This is a genomic window from Erwinia sp. INIA01 (genome assembly GCF_025947915.1).
Taxonomy (GTDB): domain Bacteria; phylum Pseudomonadota; class Gammaproteobacteria; order Enterobacterales; family Enterobacteriaceae; genus Erwinia; species Erwinia coffeiphila.
The window spans coordinates 102,272-126,964 of sequence record NZ_JAPDNC010000003.1 but is presented as its reverse complement, the minus strand read 5'-3'; the positions used below and the strand labels follow the sequence as shown (position 1 = coordinate 126,964).

17 protein-coding genes are annotated in these 24,693 nt (G+C 56.3%); 8 read left to right on the top strand and 9 right to left on the bottom strand.

The annotated features are described in order from the left end of the window. Positions 1-246 precede the first annotated feature (246 nt). From OMR58_RS06195 to rcsB, 3 genes are read left to right on the top strand one after another with little or no spacing between them, the layout of a single operon-like run. Positions 247-1,401, top strand: a complete 1,155-nt coding sequence (locus OMR58_RS06195; protein ID WP_200546181.1) for an MFS transporter — start codon at positions 247-249, stop codon at positions 1,399-1,401. Between the two features lie 13 nt (positions 1,402-1,414). Then, entirely contained in the window at positions 1,415-4,078 is a 2,664-nt protein-coding gene (gene rcsD / locus OMR58_RS06190) for a phosphotransferase RcsD (RefSeq protein WP_264545474.1), read from the top strand. Between the two features lies 1 nt (position 4,079). Continuing rightward, on the top strand, positions 4,080-4,730 hold the full coding sequence (gene rcsB / locus OMR58_RS06185) for a response regulator transcription factor RcsB (RefSeq protein ID WP_105591299.1): 651 nt from the start codon (positions 4,080-4,082) through the stop codon (positions 4,728-4,730). A gap of 40 nt (positions 4,731-4,770) precedes the next feature. Here the strand turns inward: rcsB and rcsC are convergent, their stop codons facing one another. Both rcsC and OMR58_RS06175 read right to left on the bottom strand, forming a co-directional pair. Further along, positions 4,771-7,620 (bottom strand): two-component system sensor histidine kinase RcsC, encoded by a 2,850-nt coding sequence (gene rcsC, locus OMR58_RS06180; protein WP_264545473.1) that lies wholly within the window; start codon positions 7,618-7,620, stop codon positions 4,771-4,773. Positions 7,621-7,714: 94 nt separating this feature from the next. After that, entirely contained in the window at positions 7,715-8,698 is a 984-nt protein-coding gene (locus tag OMR58_RS06175; RefSeq protein WP_264545472.1) for a helix-turn-helix domain-containing protein, read from the bottom strand. A 79-nt stretch (positions 8,699-8,777) separates the two neighbouring features. Between OMR58_RS06175 and OMR58_RS06170 the strand changes: the two genes are divergently transcribed. Beyond that, complete coding sequence (locus OMR58_RS06170) at positions 8,778-9,791, top strand: alpha/beta hydrolase family protein (RefSeq protein ID WP_264545471.1); 1,014 nt, start codon at positions 8,778-8,780, stop codon at positions 9,789-9,791. Positions 9,792-9,903: 112 nt separating this feature from the next. Here OMR58_RS06170 and gyrA read toward each other — a convergent pair whose 3' ends face one another. After that, positions 9,904-12,540 (bottom strand): DNA topoisomerase (ATP-hydrolyzing) subunit A, encoded by a 2,637-nt coding sequence (gene gyrA, locus OMR58_RS06165; protein WP_200561231.1) that lies wholly within the window; start codon positions 12,538-12,540, stop codon positions 9,904-9,906. A 192-nt stretch (positions 12,541-12,732) separates the two neighbouring features. Here gyrA and ubiG point away from each other — a divergent pair, with 192 nt between their 5' ends. The 4 genes from ubiG (at position 12,733) to yfaE (ending at position 17,611) form a co-directional block, all read left to right on the top strand. Beyond that, positions 12,733-13,458 (top strand): bifunctional 2-polyprenyl-6-hydroxyphenol methylase/3-demethylubiquinol 3-O-methyltransferase UbiG, encoded by a 726-nt coding sequence (ubiG, locus tag OMR58_RS06160; RefSeq protein ID WP_105591294.1) that lies wholly within the window; start codon positions 12,733-12,735, stop codon positions 13,456-13,458. Between the two features lie 398 nt (positions 13,459-13,856). Next, complete coding sequence (nrdA, locus tag OMR58_RS06155) at positions 13,857-16,142, top strand: class 1a ribonucleoside-diphosphate reductase subunit alpha (protein ID WP_105591293.1); 2,286 nt, start codon at positions 13,857-13,859, stop codon at positions 16,140-16,142. Between the two features lie 76 nt (positions 16,143-16,218). Then, positions 16,219-17,349, top strand: coding sequence for a class Ia ribonucleoside-diphosphate reductase subunit beta (gene nrdB, locus OMR58_RS06150; protein WP_200561228.1), 1,131 nt, complete (start codon positions 16,219-16,221; stop codon positions 17,347-17,349). 1 nt (position 17,350) lies between these two features. Then, positions 17,351-17,611 (top strand): class I ribonucleotide reductase maintenance protein YfaE, encoded by a 261-nt coding sequence (yfaE, locus tag OMR58_RS06145; protein ID WP_105591291.1) that lies wholly within the window; start codon positions 17,351-17,353, stop codon positions 17,609-17,611. Between the two features lie 82 nt (positions 17,612-17,693). Here the strand turns inward: yfaE and OMR58_RS06140 are convergent, their stop codons facing one another. The 6 genes from OMR58_RS06140 to menD form a co-directional block, all read right to left on the bottom strand. Further along, on the bottom strand, positions 17,694-18,884 hold the full coding sequence (locus OMR58_RS06140; protein WP_264545470.1) for a nicotinamide mononucleotide deamidase-related protein YfaY: 1,191 nt from the start codon (positions 18,882-18,884) through the stop codon (positions 17,694-17,696). 72 nt (positions 18,885-18,956) lie between these two features. Beyond that, positions 18,957-20,318 (bottom strand): o-succinylbenzoate--CoA ligase, encoded by a 1,362-nt coding sequence (menE, locus tag OMR58_RS06135; RefSeq protein WP_264545469.1) that lies wholly within the window; start codon positions 20,316-20,318, stop codon positions 18,957-18,959. Further along, a complete protein-coding gene (gene menC / locus OMR58_RS06130) occupies positions 20,300-21,268 on the bottom strand; it encodes an o-succinylbenzoate synthase (RefSeq protein ID WP_264545468.1) in 969 nt (322 codons plus the stop codon). Before menC ends, menE begins: the two co-directional genes overlap by 19 nt. Beyond that, the gene (menB, locus tag OMR58_RS06125) at positions 21,268-22,125 is read right to left on the bottom strand and encodes a 1,4-dihydroxy-2-naphthoyl-CoA synthase (protein ID WP_200561220.1); all 858 of its coding nucleotides are present in this window, start codon (positions 22,123-22,125) and stop codon (positions 21,268-21,270) included. Before menB ends, menC begins: the two co-directional genes overlap by 1 nt. A gap of 11 nt (positions 22,126-22,136) precedes the next feature. Further along, the gene (menH, locus tag OMR58_RS06120) at positions 22,137-22,904 is read right to left on the bottom strand and encodes a 2-succinyl-6-hydroxy-2,4-cyclohexadiene-1-carboxylate synthase (RefSeq protein ID WP_264545467.1); all 768 of its coding nucleotides are present in this window, start codon (positions 22,902-22,904) and stop codon (positions 22,137-22,139) included. Then, on the bottom strand, positions 22,901-24,568 hold the full coding sequence (gene menD, locus OMR58_RS06115) for a 2-succinyl-5-enolpyruvyl-6-hydroxy-3-cyclohexene-1-carboxylic-acid synthase (RefSeq protein WP_264545466.1): 1,668 nt from the start codon (positions 24,566-24,568) through the stop codon (positions 22,901-22,903). Before menD ends, menH begins: the two co-directional genes overlap by 4 nt. Positions 24,569-24,693 lie beyond the last annotated feature (125 nt).

Below are 24,693 nucleotides of genomic sequence, written 5' to 3'. Positions count from 1 at the left end.
AAGCGCCAGATAGCGCAGATTGGCGCATTACCGATTTAAACCACGGCCCAGGACTCCTCTGGAAAATCGCCGCTACCCGACGATTCCGATTCACAGGTGTGACCTTTCAGGTTATTAAGATTGGCTGAATGATCAGATAGCCCGGCTATCCGCTTGAACAGCGCCCCCCATGCAGCGTTGCGCTTCTTTACTCATGGCAATTGTGGTAAAAAACGGGGTTAACTTTGCACGGGCTGAATGGATAAAATGACAACACTGGAAACGCAGATCTCAGCGAATGTAGCGCGGTTAAATCAACGAGCCACTCGCGTCGTTTTTTTAATCGCCGGGATTGGTATGGCAGCCTGGGCACCGCTGGTCCCTTATGCTAAAGATCGTGCTGCGCTAAGCGATGCTTCCTTCGGTACGCTGCTGCTGTTTCTCGGGCTGGGATCGCTGATTGCCATGCCGGTAACCGGCGTTCTGGTGGGACGTTATGGCTGTAAGCGTATTATTACCTGCGGCAGTGCTTTTTTACTGGTGTTGCTGCCCCTTCTGGCCCTGTTCTCTTCCCCTTTTTCTCTGGCGCTGGCGCTGATGGCCTTCGGTGCATCGATTGGATTAATTGACGTCGCCATGAATATCCAGGCGGTAGAAGTCGAAAAAAGTTCGGGCAAAGCGATGATGTCCGGCTTTCACGGTTTCTTCAGTATGGGCGGTATCGTCGGAGCCGGACTGATGAGCCTGATTTTGGCTCTGGGCATGACCCCGGTGCATGCGGTACTGGTGATTAATCTGCTGCTGATCGCACTGTATCTTTATTGCCAGCGCCATATCCTGAACGAACGCCTGCATCAGCCCGATACCCCCATGTTTGTTCTGCCGCGCGGTTGGGTGCTGTTCCTTGGTGTATTGTGCTTTATTCTGTTTCTTGCCGAAGGTGCCATTCTCGACTGGGGCGCACTGTTTCTGACTCATAGCCGCGATGTGCCCGCCGCGCAGGCCGGGATGGGCTATGCGGTGTTTTCCGTCGCCATGACCATCGGCAGATTATGCGGCGACTGGGTTGTGTTAAAAGCGGGCCGCACGGCAACACTGTTCTTTGGTTCGCTTTGCGCCGCAGCAGGGCTGGTGCTGGCGGTAACCATCAACGACTCAACGATGACGCTCGTGGGCTTTTTACTGGTCGGTTTTGGTGCATCGAACACCGTGCCGATTATGTTCAGCGCCGCCGGAAACCAAAAAACCATGCCGGTGAACCTGGCTATCTCCGCGATGACAACGATTGGCTATGCAGGCATTCTTGCCGGCCCGGCACTGATCGGTTTTATTGCTCAGTGGTCAAGTCTTTCGGTCGCCTTCAGCGCCGTTGCTGCACTGCTGTTAGTCGTTGCTGCCAGCGCGAGATTGATCACCCGATGAGCGGTGCCAACGTATGACGACCTATAAATTCCCGCTGACATCCGCTAACGTCACGCGATTTTTCGTGCTGTTTATTCTGCTATTGCTGCTGGCATCCGGCTTTATGATTCAGAATGCGGTGAGTGCCTGGCTTACGGCCAGGCACTACGTGATGAATGATATTACTCACGCCATGCAGAAACGCATTGATACTTATCGTTTTGCTACCTGGCAGATTTATGAAAATCTGGCGGCGACCGCAGCGGGTACAACGCCTTCCGAAAGCCTACAGGAAACCCGACTGCGTCCCGATGTCTACGCGCTGGAAAAGAACCGGCGCAAAACGGAGGCGCTGATTTTCGGCTCGCACGACAGCAGCACGCTGGATATGTCGCAGCGCATGTCCAACTATCTGGATACCCTCTGGGGTGCTGAAAACAGTACCTGGTCAATGTATTTCCTGAATGGTCAGGACAACAGCCTGATTCTGGTTTCAACTCTGCCACTGAAGGATATGGCAACGCGCTACAAAGATAACGCCATCAGCAATATCGTTGAGGCGCGCCGGGCGGAAATGCTCCAGCAGGCGAATGCACTGGATGAGCGCGAAAGTTTCTCTCCGCTACGGCGGTTAAGCTGGCAAAACGACCACTACTTTACTATGCGCACCACCTTCAATCAGCCCGGTCATCTGGCAACGGTAGTGGCCTTCGATCTGCCGGTGAACGACATCATTCCTGAAGCCATGCCGCTGGAAAACTTCCAGCTGCGGCAGGATACTGCGCCGGTGGCTGAAGGTAGCGACAGTGAGGATAACAGCAGTAAAGCGCGCATTAACTGGGTGAATCCCAATATTGAAATTGCGACATCGCTCTCCGGAACCCCTTTGCAGCTGGTGTACCGCGTGCCGGTAACCGAGCTGGCGCTGGATACGCTGCACAATTTACTCTGGCCGCTGCTGGCGAATCTCAGCCTGCTGCTGCTGTCGCTTGCTGGCTTGTTCCTGCTCCGCCAGCAGTCGCTGCGGCCGAGTGAAAATCAAAGTGCCGAACTGGAATCACTGCGTCAGCTTAACGAGGAAATTGTCGCCACGCTGCCGGTCGGCCTGTTGGTTTACGATTTTGCGAACAACCGAACGCTGCTCTGTAACAAGATTGCGGAACACCTGTTGCCGCACCTGAACCTGCAAAAAATTATCAATATGTCCGATCAGCATCAGGGCGTTTTGCAGGCGACGGTCAACAATGAAGTCTATGAAATTCGCCACGCGCGCAGTGCAATCTCTCCGCATACGCAGCTGTTTATGATGCGCGATCAGGACCGTGAACTGCTGGTTAATAAAAAACTGCAGAAGGCGCAACAGGTTCTGGATAAAAATCATCAGTCGCGGCAGCAGCTGTTACAAAATCTGGGTCATGCCCTCCAGCGTCCGCTCAGCGATGTGATTCAGCGCCTGCTGACCCTGGGCAGCGATTACGATGTGGAATCGCTTAATCACTCCCTGGAATCGGCACAGTCTCTGGAGCGTCTGATCGACGATATCGTACTGCTGAACCAGCTTGAAACGCTGGACTGGGCGCCGGAAGTGGGCCTGTTTAACGTACAAACGCTGCTGGATGAACTGGCCCAGGACGTTCTGCCGATGATGCGGCGTAAAGGCTTAACGCTGATGATCGCTAATCATCTGAGCAGCGATGAACTGCGGCTGGGCGATCGTCGCGCCATGGCAAAAATCCTCTCCACGCTGATGTACTATGCTATTACCACCACGACGTGGGGGCGAGTCAGTCTGACGGTCAATACCGCCACGGATAATCGGGATCGGCTGGTGATTGATATTGTCGATACCGGTTCCGGCCTGTCGGCTGACGAAATGGCCAACACCGATTTCCCGTTCCTCGGTGAAACGCATAAAGATCGCTTTGGTCAGGCATCCGGTATGGCCTTCTTCCTTTGTAAACAGCTTTGCAAACAGCTTGGCGGCCAGCTCGATATTCATGCGACGGCGGAAATTGGCTCCCGATACAGCATTCAGCTGCCGCTGCCATCCGAGCCGCAGCAGGAACAGGAAGAGAAACTGCTGGAAGGTGTGAATGCCCTGATTGATATCACTGTTGATGATGTGCGTAAAATTGTGGTGCATCAACTTGAAGACTGGGGTGCCAACTGCATTACGCCAGATGAGCGCTTCTCCGGCCAGCAGCATGATGTGCTGGTTACTGACGATCCGTCACGACTGACGCCGTGGTCATTGCTGCTTGCAGACGACGAGCCCGGCTTTACGCTGCTGGCTCACGGCCAGTATCGGGTTAATTTCAATATCAGTAGCGCAATGCAGGATGCACTGTTGCAGCTGATCGAACAACAGCTGGCACAGGAAGAGTCGGTTGAAGAAAGCACGGAACCGCAGGATTTGGCACAGCTATTTGCCAGCGGTTATTTCCAGCTATTTGTGGACACAGTTCCGGATGATGTCAGGAGGTTGTATAATGAGGCAGCAAACAGGGAATACAGTGCGCTTGCTCAGACAGCACACCGGCTTAAAGGTGTGTTTGCCATGCTCAACCTGCTCCCCGGCAAGCAGCTCTGCGAAACGTTAGAGCAGCACATCCGCGAATGTAGCGATTCAAACATTAAAAATACCACCAGTGAAATTGACCATTACGTCAACGAGCTGCTGCTGCAAGGTAACCCATAAAATGAATAACCTGAATGTAATCATTGCCGACGACCATCCCATTGTCCTGTTTGGTATTCGTAAATCCCTCGAACAAATTGAATGGGTCAACGTTGTAGGGGAATTTGAAGACTCCACAAGTTTGATCAACAGCCTGTCTAAGCTTGAGGCCAACGTACTGATCACCGACCTGTCTATGCCAGGAGATAAATACGGCGACGGTATTACGCTGATCAAATACATCAAACGCCACTATCCTGACCTGTCGATTATCGTTCTGACCATGAACAATAACCCGGCAATACTGAGCGCCGTGCTGGATCTGGACATCGAAGGAATTGTGCTGAAACAGGGCGCGCCAACCGATCTGCCTAAAGCCCTTGCCGCACTACAGAAAGGCAAAAAATATACGCCAGAGAGCGTGGCAAAGCTGCTGGAGAAAATCAGCGCTGGCGGTTACGGTGATAAACGCCTGTCGCCAAAAGAGAGCGAAGTACTGCGCCTGTTCGCAGAAGGCTTCCTGGTCACTGAAATCGCCAAGAAACTGAATCGCAGTATCAAAACCATCAGTAGCCAGAAGAAGTCAGCGATGATGAAACTGGGCGTGGAAAACGACATTGCCCTGCTGAACTACCTGTCATCCGTCAGCATGTCCTCGGTTGATAAAGAGTAAATCCTCGATGGGGCGACAGATTCAGGTCGCCCCACGTACTTTACCCCGCCCTGCCCTTTCTCACCCGCTCGGCATAAAAAGCCAGCGCCTGCTGTAAAACATCCATCGTCACCGGCTTCGACAGGCAGTTATCCATTCCCGCTTCCATACAGCGCTGTTTCTCTTCTGCCAGTGCATTGGCGGTAACGCCGACCACCGGGAAGGTTTGACCCAGCTGGCGTAAACGCTGAGTCAGGCGATAGCCATCCATATTCGGCATATTAACGTCGGTCAGCACGATGTCGATTTCGCTGCGGCTGATAACGTTTAGCGCGTCGACGCCATCCTGCGCGGTTTTCACCCGATACCCCAGCGATCCCAGCTGATCCGACAGCAACATGCGGTTAATGGGGTGATCGTCCACCACCAGAATCAGAATATCGTCATTGCTCACCGCCTGCTGATCGGCTGCAACCGCCTGCGGCAGTTCAGCGGGGAGCTCCACCTCAACACGGTAAATGCGCCCCAGCAGGGACACCAGCTCGTGAGGCGCGATGGTGCTGTAGATCCATCGACCGGCAATCAGCTCCTGCGGTGCTCCGTTGTGACTGGCATCAAAGCGGATCACTGCGCGAACGTCGCTGTCCGGCTGGAAATCATGGTCGGTGATAACGACATCATCCGCTGCGTATTCGCCTTCATAGCGATGCACCTGAATACCCTGCTGCGGCAGCGAGCGGCAGAGGAAATCCGCCAGCGTGTCGTTACGTATCGCCAGCCAGCAGTGTTTATCATGCAGTCCGTCATGCAGGACCGGCGCAGCAACGTTGCTGTTATAAAGAGGGATACGAATAGTAAACTGGCTTCCCATACCCGGTTCGGAATCCACCTCAATATCGCCATCCATCATATTGATTAGCTTTTCACAGATCGCCAGCCCAAGCCCGGTTCCCTGGAAATTACGCTGCACGCCGCTGCCGACCTGGAAGAACGGATCGAACAGCTTGATGACTTCTTTACCCGGTATTCCCACGCCGGTATCACGCACGCGGAATGCCAGATAGCCATCGCGCACGTATACATGCAGGATGATGCCACCGGTATGAGTGAACTTAATGGCATTATTTAGCAGGTTTGAAAGCACCTGTTGCAGACGCATCGGATCGCCGTTCAGCGTTACCGGAACGTCATTGTCGATAAAACACCAGAGCGTCAGGCGCTTCTTAATCACCATCGCCAGATAGTTAGAGGTGATATGGGTGACCACTTCGCGCGGGGAAAACTCACGCGGTTCAATTTTCAACTGTTCCGATTCAATTTTGGAGAAGTCCAGGATGTCGCTGATGATCTTCAGCAGCAGACTGGAAGAGTTGTTCATCGCGGTGACCAGCGACTCCACCCCCTGCGGCAGACTTTTGGTTTGCAGCAGATCGAGGTTGCCGATAATGCCATAAAGCGGCGTACGCAGTTCGTGACTCACGGTGGCCAGGAACATGGACTTGGACTGGCTGGCCTGCTCCGCCGCCTGCGCCATCTCCTGCAGCGACTCTTCCATTTTCACGCGGGCGCTGACATCCACCAGCACGCAGATGGCGACGTTCTCGTTACGGTAGCGAGAGTGAACGAAGCTAATTTGCAGGTTGGTATTGCTGCCGGTCAGTACATCCACCAGATTGGCCTGCTGGCCGCAGATAATTTCAGTCAGCCGCTGGCGATCTTCCTGCGTCAGGATAGTGAGATAATTATGCGCCAGCTCGTTACTGAGGATGTTGGTGCCGTCGCTGGTCCGCAGGATACAGATCCCTACCGGGGCGGAAGCCACAATTTTACGGTTAAACTGCTCGTGTTCTTCCAGCCGATGGGCGTTATCTTCCGCCGGTAAAAACATCCGCCGCTCCAGCAGCCAGGCCAGAGTAAACAGCAGCAGTGCGCTAATCAGATTCAGCAGCACGGCATTCACGATCAGGATTTTAAGCTGTTCCACCATCACATCGGTGGGAACGGAGTACACGACGCTCAGCGACGAAGGCGGCAGGCTTTTTTTCATGATCAGCTGCTTATAGCCCTGAACATAGCCGAACCAGGCATCCTCGTCCGGTAAATCGTCGGATGAAAACGACGGGCCGCCACGAGCGGAAGAGAGCACCCGTTGATTATCTTCATCAACCAGAGTGACCGTCACCGGCAGGCTTCCCGGTGTGATAAAATCTTCCATGCGAATAGACTGCTCAATGCCAAGCAGCGCAGCAACTTTGTTCGCGACGTAAACCGGGGTAATCATGTAGTAATAACCCACGCCGGGCTGAGCTGTCGGAGCTACCCAGAAGACGCTGCTTTTACGTTCATCTTCATTACCATTGCGGTACTTAAGAATACGTTCATTCAGCAGCTTTAATGCTCTTTCACGGTCTACCGAGGCGTTACCGACACCAAAGTCCGCCAGACACTGGCTTTCGCCCCCCACGAAGAACACCCGGTTCAGATCGTATGCCGTCGCAAAATTATCCTTCCAGTAGTGCAGGAAGTAGCTGAGGGATTCAAGCGAACTGCGCCACGTGTTACTCATCGCACTGCAGTCCGAGTCGGCATACAGCGGATAAAATTGTGGCGTGGCGGTTTTACCGGGAAACACACCGCTTAACACATCAAGCCCGTTATTGGCGGCATTAAGCCGGTTCTCAGCAATAAACTTCAGCTCGCGGGTCACATCTGCGGAGTGCCGGACATACCACTGCGTTTGATCGTAGCTGGTATTAAACTCCTGACGGACCTGCGATTCTCTTTCATGCAATACGTTGATAATGTAAAACGCGGTCAGCAGCGCGCCGAGCGTCCACAGCATCAACGCCAGCGCGCGGAACAGATAGCGGGAAATGCGTAACGTGGTGCGGAAAGAGACGAGATATTTCAAATGGAACCCACTGACGTCCAAAACAGGCTGATGATAGCAAACGTGCCGATACAGTAGCGCCAGCCTGCTAAAAAAGCCAGTTTGCACCGCAGGCTCAGCGCGTTAATTCAGTCTGTTCCGAGGCGGATTTACGCCACTCCGATGGCGTTGTGCCACAAACGCGGCGAAACTCACGATTAAAGTTGGATTTTGTCAGAAATCCGACCTCTTCCATAATCTCAATCACGGTTCCGTCTTCCCGGCGCAGGCGCTCGCAGGCCTCCCTAATCCGCCAACCGTTGACATATTGCGACACGCTTTGCTGGCGTAGCGCATTAATCGCCGCCGAAACGCGCCGCGCCGGGATGCCGGCTTTACGCGCCAGCAGCGCCAGATTCAAATCTGTCCGCCGGTAAAGGCCTTCCTGCATCAGCCGCTCAATGCCGATAAAAATATCATGGTCACCGGTATCGGGCTGCCTCGGCAAACCGGGTTCTGGCTGCACGGGGTTTGCCGGGGCCAGCACCAGCGACAACGATAAAACAGCACAAACCAGCAGATTACCGCAGAACAGCAACAGCTGGACCCCTGCCCCACTGGCAAAGTTAACCAATAGTGAAACGGCCACATCCAACAGCGCCACCGCGATAAGCACGATCGCCAGCCAACGCCAGGTTTTAACAGTGGGAACACTGCGCTCCAGCGCCACCGTTGGCAGCACGTCGCTGCCCGCTTTGAGGGAAGTTAACATCAAACCAGCACAGGCGAACCAGATAACCGGCATCAGTACATCAATCGCCTGCGGGAAACCGGTGACGGCGGCTGCCATCAGCAGTACCGGCAGCAGGCTCAGCCCGTATCTCAGCGGTTTACCCTGCTGCTCCCGGAGCGCCAGCAGGCAGGCAAGCGGCAGCATGGCACCGGTAACCGGTTGAGGCTTATGCCAGATAGCACTATCCAGGAGCGTACTGATTCCGGCGTTCAGACTGTGGATCAGACACAGCAGCAACAATCCACGCCACACCCATCCGGCCTGCCAGCGTTTAACCAACAACAACAGACAAATCAGACTCAGCAAAAAATTAATCGGTATCAACATAGGACTCTATCGCGATCGAGGACGCCAGGCGCCGCTAACAAGCTGATAATCAGACCTTTATACACAAGGAGAGAAATTAATGCGCCTGTTTATTTACCTGGTACTTTTACTTATTCCCGTTAGCGGCTGGAGCTACAGCGTGGGAAACCGGCTGGAAACGCTGGAAAACGTCTCCCCGGGGCGGGATCTGAAAGTACGAATATTTTATCCCACCACTAGCAACAGCGAGCCACAGCTGCTGGGCAGCAATAGGGTTTTTACCGGCTATAAAGCGATCCCCGATGCCCCGATAGCCAGCGGCCATTTCCCGCTGGTTTTATTAAGTCACGGCAGCGGGGGAAATAATGCCAGCCTTGCCTGGCTTGCTACGGCGCTGGCAGAACGCGGCGCTATCGTCGTGGCGGCCAGTCACCCCGGAAGCACCACCGGGGATTCGCGGCCTGAAACGGATTTGACGCTGCAAACCCGCGATTTGTCGTTGATGCTTGACCACTACCTTGCAACTGGCGTCTGGAAGAACAGCATTGATGTAAGCAAAATCGGCGCGATAGGCCACTCCAAAGGCGGTTACAGCGTGTTGGCACTGGCGGGCGGATTGATTAACCGCCAGCGCTTAACGCATTACTGCGAGGATATGCCGCAGATGCCGGACTGTCGTTTTTACAAGCAAAACGGAATACAGCTGGAGAAAACTGAGGATGCCCGCCTCGCGGCCAGCTATCGCGATCCGCGAATCACCTTCGCTATCGCGCTCGATCCGGGGATGAGCTATGTCTTAACCCCAGAAAGCCTGAAGGCCATTTCCATTCCGGTACTGACCCTTGCCGCAGGCTATTACAGTCGGCCAACGGGAAAAATGACGCTGGGGACAGAGGAAATACACACGCCACGCCAGATCATGCCACAGGCCGGGCACTTTGATTTCCTGCCGGTCTGCCAGCCGACGGCGGAGAAGATTCTGGCCGAAGAGGGAGAAGCGTTTATCTGCGATACTCCCGCCGCAGAGCGGGAACGGATTCACCAGCAGACGATAACCGCAGTCACGGAATTTATGCAGCAGGCGGGGATTGAAACTAACGCAACACAGCCTTAACGGCTAAATGCAGAGGGGGTATTTCTGCGTAATGTCTTCCAGTCTTAAATTTTTGGCAATAAAAAAGCCGGTTCATCTGAACCGGCTTCTCGGATAACTACAGCATCAACGATTACTCGTCATCTGCCTCAGTCGCATCATCGTCAGTATCCACTTCCGGGGCGATCTCATCATCCCCTTCCGCAACGCTGCCGTCGATGGCATCCAGCTCTTCTTCCGCAACCGGCTCGGCTACACGCTGCAGCCCCACCACGTTTTCTTCTTCCGCAGTACGGATCAGAATAACGCCCTGAGTGTTACGGCCAACCACGCTGACTTCCGAAACGCGCGTACGCACCAGCGTACCGGCATCGGTAATCATCATGATCTGATCGCTGTCGACAACCTGCACTGCACCGATCACCGGTCCGTTACGTTCGGTCACTTTGATCGAAATAACACCCTGCGTTGCGCGCGACTTGGTTGGATATTCGGTGTTCGCTGTACGCTTACCGTAACCGTTCTGGGTCACCGTCAGAATCGCACCGTCATCGCGAGGAACGATCAGAGACACCACGCGATCGCCTTCGGCCAGCTTGATGCCGCGCACGCCGGAAGCGGTACGACCCATGGCACGCACGGCGCTTTCCGCGAAGCGCACCACTTTACCCGCTGCGGAGAACAGCATCGCTTCATCGCTACCGTTGGTCAGCGATACACCGATCAGTTCGTCATCATCACGCAGGTTGACGGCAATGATACCGGCACTGCGCGGACGGCTGAATTCGGTCAGGGCAGTTTTCTTCACGGTACCGCTGGCGGTAGCCATAAAGATATTCCAGCCTTCGGCGTATTCACGCACCGGCAGAATCGCGGTGATACGCTCATTGGCCTCAAGCGGCAGCAGGTTGACGATCGGACGCCCACGCGCGCCACGGCTGGCTTCCGGCAGCTGGTAAACCTTCATCCAGTAGAGACGGCCACGGCTGGAGAAGCACAGAATGGTATCGTGCGTGTTGGCCACCAGCAGGCGGTCAATAAAGTCTTCTTCTTTGATACGCGCGGCCGATTTACCTTTACCACCACGGCGCTGAGCTTCGTAGTCGCTCAGCGGCTGATACTTGACGTAGCCCTGATGCGACAGGGTGACCACAACATCTTCCTGAGTGATCAGGTCTTCGATGTTGATGTCAGCGCTGTTAGCGGTAATTTCGGTGCGGCGCTTATCGCCGAACTGATCGCGGATCAGCTCCAGCTCTTCGCGGATCACTTCCATCAGGCGCTCGGCGCTTTCCAGAATGCGCAGCAGTTCAGCGATCTGCATCAGCAGCTCTTTGTACTCGTCCAGCAGTTTTTCATGCTCAAGGCCGGTCAGTTTCTGCAGACGCAGATCCAGAATCGCCTGAGCCTGCTGCTCGGTGAGGTAGTACTGACCGTCGCGAATACCGTACTGCTCTTCCAGCCATTCCGGACGCGCTGCGTTGTCGCCTGCGCGTTCAAGCATGGCGGACACATTGCCCAGCTCCCATGAACGAGCAACCAGGCCTGCTTTCGCTTCAGCCGGCGTTGGCGCACGACGGATCAGTTCAATGATCGGGTCGATGTTGGCCAGCGCCACGGCCAGCGCTTCAAGGATGTGCGCACGATCGCGAGCCTTGCGCAGCTCGAAGATGGTGCGGCGGGTAATCACTTCACGGCGGTGACGCACGAAGGCTTCGAGAATATCCTTCAGCGGCATAATTTTTGGCTGGCCCTGATGCAGTGCCACCATGTTAATGCCGAAGGAAGTTTGCAGCTGGGTCAGCGAGTAGAGGTTGTTCAGAACCACTTCACCGACCGCATCGCGTTTCACTTCGATCACGATGCGCATGCCGTCTTTATCGGACTCATCGCGCAGCGCGCTGATGCCTTCAAGACGCTTTTCTTTCACCAGCTCGGCAATTTTCTCGATCAGGCGCGCTTTGTTCACCTGATACGGAATTTCGTGCACGATGATGGTTTCACGGCCGGTTTTGGCATCAGCTTCTACGTCAGCGCGTGCGCGGATGTAGATCTTGCCGCGGCCGGTGCGGTAGGCCTCTTCAATGCCGCGACGGCCATTGATGATTGCCGCCGTCGGGAAGTCCGGCCCCGGGATGTGCTCCATCAGGCCTTCAACGCTGATGTTTTCATCTTCAATAAACGCCAGGCAGGCATTGATGACTTCAGTCAGGTTGTGCGGCGGAATATTCGTCGCCATCCCCACGGCAATACCGGAAGAACCGTTTACCAGCAGGTTAGGCACCCGCGTTGGCATCACTTCCGGGATCTGCTCGGTGCCATCATAGTTTGGCACAAAATCGACGGTCTCTTTTTCCAGATCCGCCAGCAGCTCGTGGGCGATTTTAGACATGCGCACTTCGGTATAACGCATCGCTGCAGCGGAGTCGCCGTCGACGGAACCGAAGTTACCCTGACCATCTACCAGCATATAGCGCAGGGAGAACGGCTGTGCCATACGCACAATGGTGTCATACACGGCGGTATCGCCATGCGGGTGATATTTACCGATAACGTCGCCGACAACACGGGCGGATTTTTTATACGGTTTATTCCAGTCGTTACCGAGAACGTTCATGGCGTAAAGCACGCGGCGGTGAACCGGCTTCAGGCCATCGCGAACGTCTGGTAATGCGCGGCCAACGATGACCGACATGGCATAATCAAGGTAAGAGTTCTTTAACTCTTCCTCGATATTAACCGGTGTGATTTCTCTGGCTAGGTCGCTCATGGAGCCGCTATCCCTCTAGATTATTCCCGGATTCAAAGGTGCGAAAGTATATCACACTGCGCCCAGGTGGTGAACGGAAAGCGTCAGTTTGGCCGCTTTATGGCATTCTCAGGTCGCTCTGGCCCGCAGCGGTGCCCACAGGCACGGCGAAACATGTATACTGCAGCAAACTTTGGCTGGAGTAATAACCCAATGAATAAAGAACAAAACGGGGCCGCGCAGAACGTTGATAGCGGTGAAATTGCTAAATTTGAAGCCGTTGCTTCGCGCTGGTGGGATCTGGAAGGCGAGTTCAAACCGCTGCACCGCATCAACCCGCTGCGCCTGGGCTATATTGCGCAGCATGCCGGGGGCCTGTTCGGTAAAAAGATCCTCGACGTCGGCTGCGGCGGCGGCATTCTGGCGGAAAGCATGGCGCGTGAAGGCGCGAACGTTACCGGCCTGGATATGGGGGCCGAGCCGCTGCAGGTTGCTCGCCTGCACGCGCTGGAAAGCGGCGTAAAAATTGATTATATCCAGCAGCTGGTTGAAGAGCATGCCGAACAGTTTGCCGGACAGTACGATGTGGTGACCTGCATGGAGATGCTGGAACACGTCCCCGATCCGCGCTCGGTGGTTCACGCCTGCGCTAAGCTGGTGAAGCCCGGTGGTGAAGTGTTCTTCTCAACGATTAACCGTAACAGCAAAGCCTGGCTTATGGCCATTGTCGGCGCGGAATACATTCTGCGCATGGTGCCGCGCGGCACGCATGATATCAAGAAGCTGATTCGCCCCGCCGAGCTGCTGAACTGGGTGGATGAAACCACACTGCGCGAACGCCATATGATTGGCCTGCACTACAACCCGCTGACCAACCATTTCAAGCTGGGCCCGGGTGTGGATGTTAATTACATGGTCCATACGCACCGCGTGGAGTAAAGTTTCTACCCCGGCCGATTGGCCGGGGCTGTTTTACCTTTAATCCTCTGCCTGAAATCCCGCACTGTCGCCACAACTTTAGAGCCAGAAAAATCTGGAAATTTCAACGCTGAACAATATTTCCGCGCTCGATCATATTTCTAAAAAAAATCTTTTTCCATTGACATGGACCCAGGGCCTTGAGAAACGCGGACTTAGCCAAAAAAGGTGCCAACGGACAGCAATTTTTCGTGAAAATCAAGCCTTGTTAACCACACGAAACTTACTAGAATACTCACCATATTGTTATCCAGTCTTCTCTCACCCCCTATATGTAGTGTTTATCCACAGAGTTACTCACAACGAGCAAGCTGTGCATAAACGTGGGGATTATTTGTTTAAAACAGGTAAAACGCGACATGAATCAGAGTCTGCTTGTCACTAAGCGCGATGGCCGTACCGAACGCATCGATCTAGATAAAATCCACCGTGTGCTCGATTGGGCTGCCGAAGGGCTGCAAAATGTCTCCGTCTCCCAGGTTGAACTGCGTTCGCATATCCAGTTCTATGAAGGTATTCGCACGTCTGATATCCATGAAACGATTATCAAGTCTGCGGCCGACCTGATTTCCCGCGATGCGCCTGATTACCAGTATATGGCCGCCCGTCTGGCGATTTTCCACCTGCGTAAAAAAGCCTACGGCCAGTTTGAGCCGCCGAAGCTGATCGACCAGGTGACGCGTATGGTAGAGATGGGCAAATACGATCGCCACCTGCTGGAAGACTACAGCCGCGAAGAGTTCGAGCAGATGGACGGCTTTATCGACCACTGGCGTGATATGAACTTCTCCTACGCCGCGGTTAAGCAGCTGGAAGGCAAGTATCTGGTGCAGAACCGTGTAAGCGGTGAAATCTATGAAAGCGCCCAGTTCCTTTATATCCTGGTTGCTGCCTGCCTGTTCTCCGGCTATCCGCGTGAAACGCGTCTGGACTACGTTAAGCGTTTCTACGATGCGATCTCTACCTTCAAGATCTCGCTGCCAACACCGATCATGTCCGGCGTGCGTACCCCAACCCGTCAGTTCAGCTCCTGCGTGCTGATTGAGTGCGGCGACAGCCTGGATTCGATTAACGCCACCTCTAGCGCCATCGTGAAATACGTTTCTCAGCGTGCCGGCATCGGCATTAACGCAGGCCGTATCCGCGCGCTGGGCAGCCCGATTCGCGGCGGTGAAGCGTTCCACACCGGCTGTATTCCGTTCTACAAGCACTTCCAGACCGCCGTGAAGTCCTGCTCTCAGGGCGGCGTGCGCGGCGGTGCGGCGACGCTGTTCTATCCAATGTGGCATCTGGAAGTGGAAAGCCTGCTGGTGTTGAAAAACAACCGCGGCGTGGAAGGCAACCGCGTACGTCATATGGACTACGGCGTGCAGCTTAACAAGCTGATGTATCAGCGCCTGCTGAAGGGTGAAGAGATTACCCTTTTCAGCCCGTCCGACGTGCCGGGCCTGTACGATGCTTTCTTCGCCGATCAGGATGAGTTCGAGCGTCTGTACACCAAATATGAGAAAGACGACAGCATCCGCAAGCAGCGCGTCAAAGCGGTCGACCTGTTCTCACTGATGATGCAGGAACGCGCGTCTACTGGCCGTATCTATATTCAGAACGTTGACCACTGCAACACCCACAGCCCGTTCGATCCGGCTATCGCGCCTGTCCGCCAGTCCAACCTGTGCCTGGAAATCGCGCTGCCGACCAAACCGCTGCTGGACGTTAACGACGAAAACGGTGAGATTGCGCTGTGTACGCTTTCCGCATTTAACCTGGGTGCGATTGAAAGCCTTGACGACCTGCGCGAGCTGGCAACCCTGGCGGTACGTGCACTGGATGCCCTGCTGGATTATCAGGATTATCCAATTCCGGCGGCTAAACGCGGTGCAATGGGTCGCCGTACCCTCGGTATTGGCGTGATCAACTTCGCCTACTACCTGGCGAAAAACGGCGTGCGCTACTCCGACGGCAGCGCAAATAACCTGACGCACAAAACCTTTGAAGCCATTCAGTACTGGCTGCTCAAGGCTTCTAACGATCTGGCTATCGAACAGGGTGCCTGCCCGTGGTTTAACGAAACCACCTATGCTCAGGGTATTCTGCCGATTGATACCTACAAGAAAGATCTGGATGCGATCAGCAACGAACCGCTGCATCTGGACTGGGAAGCGCTGCGCGAGTCGATCAAAACTCACGGCCTGCGTAACTCCACGCTGTCTGCCCTGATGCCGTCTGAAACCTCTTCGCAGATTTCTAACGCTACCAACGGTATTGAACCACCACGCGGCCATATCAGTATCAAAGCATCTAAAGACGGTATTCTGCGCCAGGTCGTACCGGAGTATGAGCGTCTGAAAGACAACTATGAACTGCTGTGGGAAATGCCGAACAACGACGGCTATCTGCAGCTGGTGGGTCTGATGCAGAAGTTTATCGATCAGGCGATTTCATCCAACACCAACTATGACCCGACGCGCTTCGCTAACGGTAAGGTGCCGATGAAGCAGCTGCTGAAAGATCTGCTTACCGCCTATAAGTTCGGCGTGAAAACGCTGTACTACCAGAACACCCGTGATGGTGCGGAAGATGCGCAGGATGACCTGGCACCTTCAATCCAGGATGACGGCTGCGAAAGCGGCGCCTGCAAAATCTAATCTTCAGGGGGCCATCTGCTGGCCCCCTCCCTGATTTCCTGTAGCACGACTCAGCTACCACGACGGATTATTATTTATGGCTTACACCACGTTTTCGCAGAACAAAAATGACCAGCTGCTGGAGCCGATGTTTTTTGGCCAGTCGGTCAATGTTGCCCGCTACGATCAGCAAAAGTACGATATCTTTGAAAAGCTGATTGAAAAGCAGCTCTCTTTCTTCTGGCGTCCGGAAGAAGTGGACGTTTCGCGCGATCGCATCGACTATCAGGCGCTGCCGGATCACGAAAAGCATATTTTCATCAGTAACCTGAAGTACCAGACGCTGCTGGACTCGATTCAGGGACGCAGCCCGAACGTGGCGCTGCTGCCGCTGATCTCGATCCCTGAGCTGGAAACCTGGGTAGAGACCTGGGCGTTCTCAGAAACGATCCACTCGCGTTCCTACACCCATATTATCCGCAATATCGTTAACGATCCGGCCGTGGTCTTTGACGACATCGTGGCTAACGAGCAGATCCTCTCCCGCGCGAAAGATATTTCCGCCTATTACGACGATCTGATCGAGATGACCAGCTACTGGCATCTGCTGGGTGAAGGCACCCACGAAGTTGCCGGTAAAACCATCACCGTCAATTTGCGTGCGTTGAAAAAGCAGCTGTATATCTGCCTGATGAGCGTTAACGCGCTGGAAGCGATCCGCTTCTACGTCAGCTTCGCCTGTTCGTTTGCCTTCGCCGAGCGCGAGCTGATGGAAGGTAACGCCAAAATCATTAAGCTGATCGCTCGCGATGAAGCGCTGCATCTGACCGGCACCCAGCATATGCTGAACCTGCTGCGCAGCGGTGAAGACGATCCGGAAATGGCAGAGATTGCTGCTGAGTGCCGACAGGAATGCTACGACCTGTTCGTACTGGCAGCAGAGCAGGAAAAAGAGTGGGCGGAATACCTGTTCAGCGGCGGCTCGATGATTGGTCTGAATAAAGATATTCTGTGGCAGTACATTGAATATATTACCAATATTCGTATGAACGCCGTGGGTCTGGACCTGCCGTTTAAAACCCGCTCAAACCCAATCCCATGGATTAACTCCTGGCTGGTATCGGACAACGTGCAGGTTGCTCCGCAGGAAGTAGAAGTCAGCTCCTATCTGGTTGGACAGATTGATGCGGAAGTGAATACCGACGATCTCAGCGACTTCGAGCTGTAAAATGCCCCGTTCGATTATTACCCTGCGTGCTTCCGGCACGCAGCTGGAGTGCAGGGAACATCATACTTCCCTGCTCGCCGCACTTGAGGCGAACAAAGTCTGCGTTGAGTATCAGTGCCGGGAAGGTTACTGCGGTTCGTGCCGCACCCGCCTGCTGAAAGGCCAAGTCAGCTACGCAAGTAAACCGCTGGCGTTTATTCAGCAGGGCGAGATCCTTCCCTGCTGCTGCCAGGCTCAGGGCGATATTGAGATCGAACTGTAATTCTCCGGTTTCCTTGCGGAAAATACCGCCTTTCGGCTTCGGGCAGCCACAGTATCAGGCCGCCCGTTTTCCTCAACGGCTTTTACAGTGTTTCCACCACATCGATCCAGCCGTGACCGGTGGTCACCGTCTGGCCATTCAGCCAGCGGCGCAGCATATTCAGCGCCAGCATGGCAACCATATCCTGCCGCGCTTTCAGGCCGTGGCGGCTGACATTGAACTTCACCCGTTGTGCAAAGACGCCATCCGGTGTATTCAGCGCAAATCCCAGCGTATCCTCTTCGACACCGCCCACGATTAGCACCACCTGCGCATCGTTCTCCTGCGCCAGCACGCGACTGCGCTCGGCCAGCTGCTTAAGGGACTCCGGGCGATTGGGTAAAACGTTGCCCGCATTCAGTTTTGCCCCGGCTGAAACCAGCTGCCACTGCAGCAGCCCGGCGGTGAACTGTTCGCTGACGCACAGCGAGAGTTCACGCTCATCCAGACGCCGCGCCAGCTGCTCCGGCAGCCCTTCCAGCCCTTCGAAAATCACGCTATCACCGGCGATTTCACGCACCTGCTGCCAGAACTGTTCCATCTCGGCCAGCTTGTCCGCCGGGCCGTTGAGCTTTAGTTCAATAATCGGCATCGACGCGCGATAGCCCACCACCACACCTTCCGGCAGCGGCAGCGGTTCAATGGCAGAAGCCAGATCGCTTTCGCCACGGCCAAAAGTGGTCATTCGCAGGCACAGCGGCGGTTCGGGCAGCTGATAGCGGGATTTGAGGCGTGGCAGGATCTCGCCGTTAACCATGGTTTTAAACTCTGACGGCACGCCTGGGGTAAAGAAGATCCAGCAGCGATTCAGCTGAATAGCGAAACCACAGGCGGTGCCCACCGGGTTATCCAGCATTTCTGCACCAGCCGGGATCTCTGCCTGCTTACGGTTGCTGGGTGCCATCGGTTTGCCACGGCTGGCAAAGTACGCTTCCATTTTAGCCAGCCACTCCGGGTGGATTTGTAGCCCGACACCGGCTGCCGTTGCCGCAGCCAGCGAGCTGAGATCGTCGCTGGTCGGGCCAAGGCCGCCGTTAACGATCAGGACATCGGCGATTTTACTGCGTTCGGTCAGGACATTGACCAGCTCCGGGAGGCTGTCCCCCACCGTCTGACGGCTGGTCATCGGTAAACCGTTTTCAAACAGCACGCCCGCCAGCCATGCTGCATTGGTATCAACGATCTGACCGTGCAGCACTTCGTCACCAGTGGCGAGCATTTCCACTCTTATCATTTTTATCTCCGGGTTTCTCAGGTCTTAACACTGTAAGAAGCCCGCCGGATAAAAACAATGTGATTTTCCCCTCTATTTCCGATCGCGAAGCCAGGCCAGCAGACGGTGGCGTGAAGGTTTGATCCCCTCTCCCGCAAGCTGAGGCAGCGGAAGCCAGGCGACCGGATGCTGATAGTTCGCCAACTGAGGTGCCGCCCAGTCGGCAAGCTTCTTGAAGTCAATGTCCCCCGCCACCAGCGCAACCGGCCGGTGACCATATTCACTATCCGCCTGCGGAACCACGACCGCCTGCGTCACCGCCGGATGGCCCAACAGCACCCGCTCAATCAGCTCTGGCTGCACCGCCTCACCGCCGCTGAAAAACAGGTTATCGCGACGACCGTCAATGCACAGTTCACTCTGACGCCAGTGGCCGAGATCGCCGGTGTGCAGCCAGCCGTCCTTGTCGGTCAGCGGCTGGAGCGCGCCCTCCCGCCAGTAGCCCTGCGCCAGCGTTGGTGTGCGTAGCCAGACCTCGTTTTCTATCAGTTTGACCTCCTGCCCGGGGAGCGGTTTACCGGCGCTACCGGAACCATCTGCTCGCCCGGCGCATACCGTTGAGGCCGTTTCGGTCAGGCCATAGCCGCACCAGCAGCGGATTCCTGCCGCTTCCGCCTGGGTGGTCAGTTCGGACGGGATCGTCGCCCCTCCCAGCAGTACGGCACGCAGACTCGCTGGAAGCGCGGACTGATTCAGCAAACGCCATAGCTGCGTTGGCACCAGCGAGGCAAAGCTACTGCGTGCCAGCGCAGCCGACAAATCCTGCGATTTATCGATGACCAGCGTGGCCCCGGCAGACAGCCATCGCCAGATAATGCCCATGCCGGAAACGTGAAACAGGGGTAACGACAGCAGCCAGCGATCCCGCGGGGTGAAATCCATCAGACCGACTACCGCCGCCGCACTGTGCAGGTGGGCGTCAAAAGTATGTGCTGCCGCTTTCGCCAGCCCGGTCGTCCCCGACGTCAGGGTCAGCGTAGCTAACGCATTCCGCTGCCAGGCATGGTTGGCGCGCCCGGTGGCCGTTGTCAGGTTTAGTGGAAGAACCTGCGGAACCGGGGGTGCATCGATACTGAGCGCAAACGCCACGCCCAGGCCGGGCAGTAACTGATTCAGCTGTGCGTCGGGCAGCTGCGGATTAAGCATCAGCACCCTCGCACCACAGGCCAGCAGACTCAGCCAGGCCAGCACCGCCTGCAACCCGTTGCGGCTGCGCAGTGCGACGACCATTTCCGGCATCACTCCCTGTCGACGGAAGCCGTTTGCATGGCCGTTAATACGCTCAGCCAATTGTTGCCAGCTCAGCGTCTCATCACCGGTGTCGATGGCCGTCGCCTGCGGATAGCGCTGCTGCCAGTACAGCCAGGGCCAGTCATTTATTGTCGCCAAAGACATTGCAGTTCCTCCTTCCCTGAAAGCGGTAATGTACTACCGGGCCAGTGGCGCAGAAGCTGCTTTTGCATCAGCGACAGGGTATCCAGCCCGGGCACGATGCCGGGCGTGAGTTGCTGTGCCAGCCGCGCCAGCTGCGTCAGACCCAGGCTGGACTCCAGCGCGGAGCTGATAACCGGGGTTAACCCCAGCCGCTGCGCCGCTGCAACCTGCTGCTGTACTTTCTGAATGCTGCCGGTCAGCGTGGGCTTGATCACAACCGCCCTGACGCCCTGCTGCGCGCTTAGCAGCGTGCCATCATCACGCAGGCTTTCATCCCACGCGATAGCAATCCCGGTCTGCCGCGCAAAGGCCATGCTCTCCGCCACCGTTCGGCACGGCTCTTCAATAAAGGCAATGCGCCCGCGCAGCTCGGTGGAAATATAGCGGGCAAACTGCAGTGCTTTTTCCAGCGTCCAGCTGCGGTTCGCATCCAGGCGCAGGGTCAGATCGGGCAGTGCCTCCAGCAGCAGATTCACCTGCATACCGTCCCGCACCGCTTCGTACAGCCCAACTTTCATTTTTGCCAGCGGCGCGGACTGACGCTGTAAACGTTCGAACAGCACGTCCGGGTCACCGCTGCACAGCTGCGCACTCTGCCAACAGCCTTCGGCGGGTAGCCGCCCTGCCAGTTCGGCCTGCGCACAGCTGATACCGAAAGCAATCGAAGGCAGCGGGCTTTCCGGCGGCTGTTCTCCGGCACACCAGCGCTCCAGCCACTTCACGGCCTGCATCTGAGCGAGTTCAGGCGCCTCCACGCTGAACTGCGGCAGCGGGGCGATCTCCCCCCAACCTTCCCCTCTGTCATCGACCAGTTTCACCAGCATTCCCAAACGGCTTTTCAGCCGCTGCTCGCGCAGCACGACGCCTGCATCCAGCGCAAGCTGATAGCCAAACAGCGTTGCGCCGCGCATTAGGGATTACGCCTGAACGGTGAGAAATCGGGCTGCCGCTTCTGGTTAAAGGCGTTGCGCCCTTCCTGCCCCTCTTCAGTCATGTAAAACAGCATGGTGGCGTTACCGGCCAGCTCCTGCAAACCGGCCTGGCCGTCACAGTCAGCGTTCAGCGCGGCTTTCAAACAGCGTAGTGCCATCGGGCTGTTCTGCAACATCTCGCGACACCAGCGCACGGTTTCCTGCTCAAGCTGCGCCAGAGGAACCACGGTGTTGACCAGCCCCATATCGAGCGCCTGCTGCGCGTTGTACATCCGGCAGAGGAACCAAATCTCGCGCGCTTTTTTCTGCCCGACGATACGCGCCATATAAGCTGCACCCCAGCCGCCATCGAAGGAACCCACCTTTGGTCCGGTCTGGCCAAACTGCGCATTATCCGCCGCGATGGTCAGATCGCACATCATATGCAGTACGTGGCCGCCGCCCACCGCATAGCCTGCCACCATCGCCACCACGGGTTTCGGACAGGTACGGATCTGGCGCTGGAGATCCAGCACGTTGAGGTGATGTACTCCGGCATCGTCCTGATAGCCGCCGTAATCACCGCGCACTTTCTGATCGCCGCCGGAGCAGAATGCCAGATCGCCTTCCCCGGTCAGGATGATCACCCCAACGGCCGGATCTCGGCGGGCGTCATCCAGCGCCTGCTGTATTTCTGTCACCGTCAGGGGACGAAACGCGTTCCGCACCTGCGGACGGTTAATGGTGATTTTAGCGATGCCATCCGCCGTCTTTTGATAACGGATATCGCTGAATTCCAGCGGTACCGGCAGCCACTGTGCCGGGGCGGTTAGCATGGATTCGTCGGGAGAAATCATCGAAGCTCCTGTTAGTTGTGGTTCAGCAACAGCGAAAGCTGATGGGCGAATGCCATCGGGTTTGCCAGGTGAGTGTTGTGCCCGGCATCGCGGATCACCACCGGAGTCAGGCCCGACTGCTGCGCCAGCTGTAAGAATTTAAGGTCCCATTCGCCGCACAGATAGTGGAAGGGGATCGTTTTTTGCCGCAGCTCCCCCAGCAGATCCGGTTGGGCAGAGAGCGAGGTGGCTTCCAGCATGGTCGCCAGCCCCTCTGCGCGATTGTTTAGCCGACGGTTAATCATCGCCTGTCGCTGCGGGTTGGTGAGTTCGGCAAACACCGGCTGTTGATACCACTGGCTCAGAACCCGTGGCAAAGGCTGCTGGCGGAAGCGCTGCGCCCAGCCAAAATCGTGCTCGCGGCGCGTTTCGCGCTCGCTTTGGCGGGTTAAGCCAAAGTGACCCGCTTCGGCCAACAGACCACAAAGCCTACCGTCGTCGTGGCGGCAGGCGTGATAAAAAGCCAGACGAGCCCCGAGGGAGTAGCCAATCAGCCAGTAGCGTTCAACCTGATGGTAGTTGAGCGTTGCCGTCAGACGCTGCGATAATTCGTCAAAACCGCTGACGGTTTGCGCCTGTGAACCGCCGTGCCCCGGTAAATCGATGCTGAGTAGCGGCCAGTGTCGGAAGTAGTGCTGCACCGGCAGCCAGTCATCCGCGCTGCCAAGAAAACCATGCAGCCAGACCAGCACCGGCCTGATGCTGCGATGATGTCCCTGCCACCGCGCATGGAGAATCACAGGGTCATCACCTCTTTGAGTAGACCAGCCAGGGCCTGCGCACCCGCATCGCCGTCACAAACCACTTCCACCAGCGTAACGCCGCGCGTGAATCCCTCCCTCACCGCGTCGGCCAGATCAGGCCAGTTTTCCGCACGCCGGTAGTTCAGGCCAAATACCGCCGCCGCGTGGCTGAAATCCACCCGAGGCGGCATGGCGAAGAAGCGCTCGCGTTCATGCTGCGGCGTCGGCAGCAGAGAAAATATTTGCCCGCCCTGGTTGTTCACCACCAGCACCACAACCGGAGCGGATGCCCGCTGCAGCAGTGCCAGGCTGTTCAGATCGTACAGGGCGGAGAGATCCCCCAGCAGCAGCAATAGCGGCTGCCCAAGCCCGCGCTGAACGCCAGCGGCGGAAGCAGTCAGCCCGTCGATACCGCTGGCACCACGATTGCTGTATACCGGATACCCCACAGGCAGACGGGCCAGCGCATCCACCAGCCGGATTACCAGGCTGTTACCGATAAACAACGCGCCTTTCTCAGCCAGCAGCTCCGGCAGTCGGCGTGCCAGCTGCGCCTCGCCAAAGGCGGTCAGATGCTGCTTCAGGTAACGGTCAGTTTTGTCTGCCAGTTCCTGAAGCTGCGGGCACCAGGGCTGGCGCGGCATTGCCGGATGTTTTGCCAGCCACTCGCCCGCGCGGGCCTGTACCCGAATCCCCTGATGAAAAGCGGGATCGCGCTGGCCGGGGAGCGGATCGATTAACCACCATTTAGCCGGCCGGCACTGCTGCTGGAATTGCAAGAGGTTACGGCTGGTCAGACTGCTGCCGAACTGTACCACCAGCTGCGCGTCATTCAGCGCCCGGCGTGCCCGAGGATGTGCAAGCCAGAGCGCGGAATGCGGTAGCGGCTGGCCGCTCTGCGACAGAACATCGCCCAGCAGCGGCCAGCCAAGCTGTTCAGCCCATTCGCTAATCTGCTGCCCCTCGGTGGCAGAGACTCTGCCAACGATGACCACGCCACGCTGCTGGCGGGCAAAAAACCAGTCCGGCATGAGGGGGAGATCGGCGAGCGCAGGATAGCTGAGCCAGGGATGCGGACTGTGCCACCAGTCACCCAGCTCATTAGCCCATGCCAGGAACTCTCCTTCATCCTCACCGTACAGCGGTTCGGCAAACGGGCAGTTAATATGTACGGCACCGCTTTTCTGCCCGGCCAGCAGCGTATCCAGCGAGGACACCAGCCAGCGCGCCGGAATATCGGGAGTCGGTCGGGGAAGATTCAGTGCGGCGGTGACGTGGCTGGCAAAAATACCCTGCTGTTCGATAGCCTGATTGGCTCCGCAGCCAATCAGCTCGGTCGGACGGTCTGCGGTAATCACTACCAGCTTTTCACCGCCCTGACCGGCTTCCACCAGCGCGGGATAGAGATTGGCCACCGCCGTGCCTGAGGTAACAATAACGGCCACCCGCTGCCCACTGCTTTTTGCCAGCCCCAGCGCTAAAAAGCCAAGACCGCGCTCATCGAAGTGGGTGTGGCAGACCAGTTTATCATTGGCAGCAGCGGCCAGCACCAGGGGGGCCGAACGCGATCCGGACGCAATACAAACATGCCGGATATCGTGCCGGGTAAGCGCTTCAACAAGAACGGTAGCCCAGCGGCGATTGAACGTTGCGTGCGACATTGCCACTCCAGATCAATTTGACTGAAGTCATTATAAGCAGGCGTTTTTGCGATCTTTTTGATTTGAACCAGTATTACGCAGGTTTTCATCAGAGTAAAAACGGGGGGAACGGCAGCGGGATATTT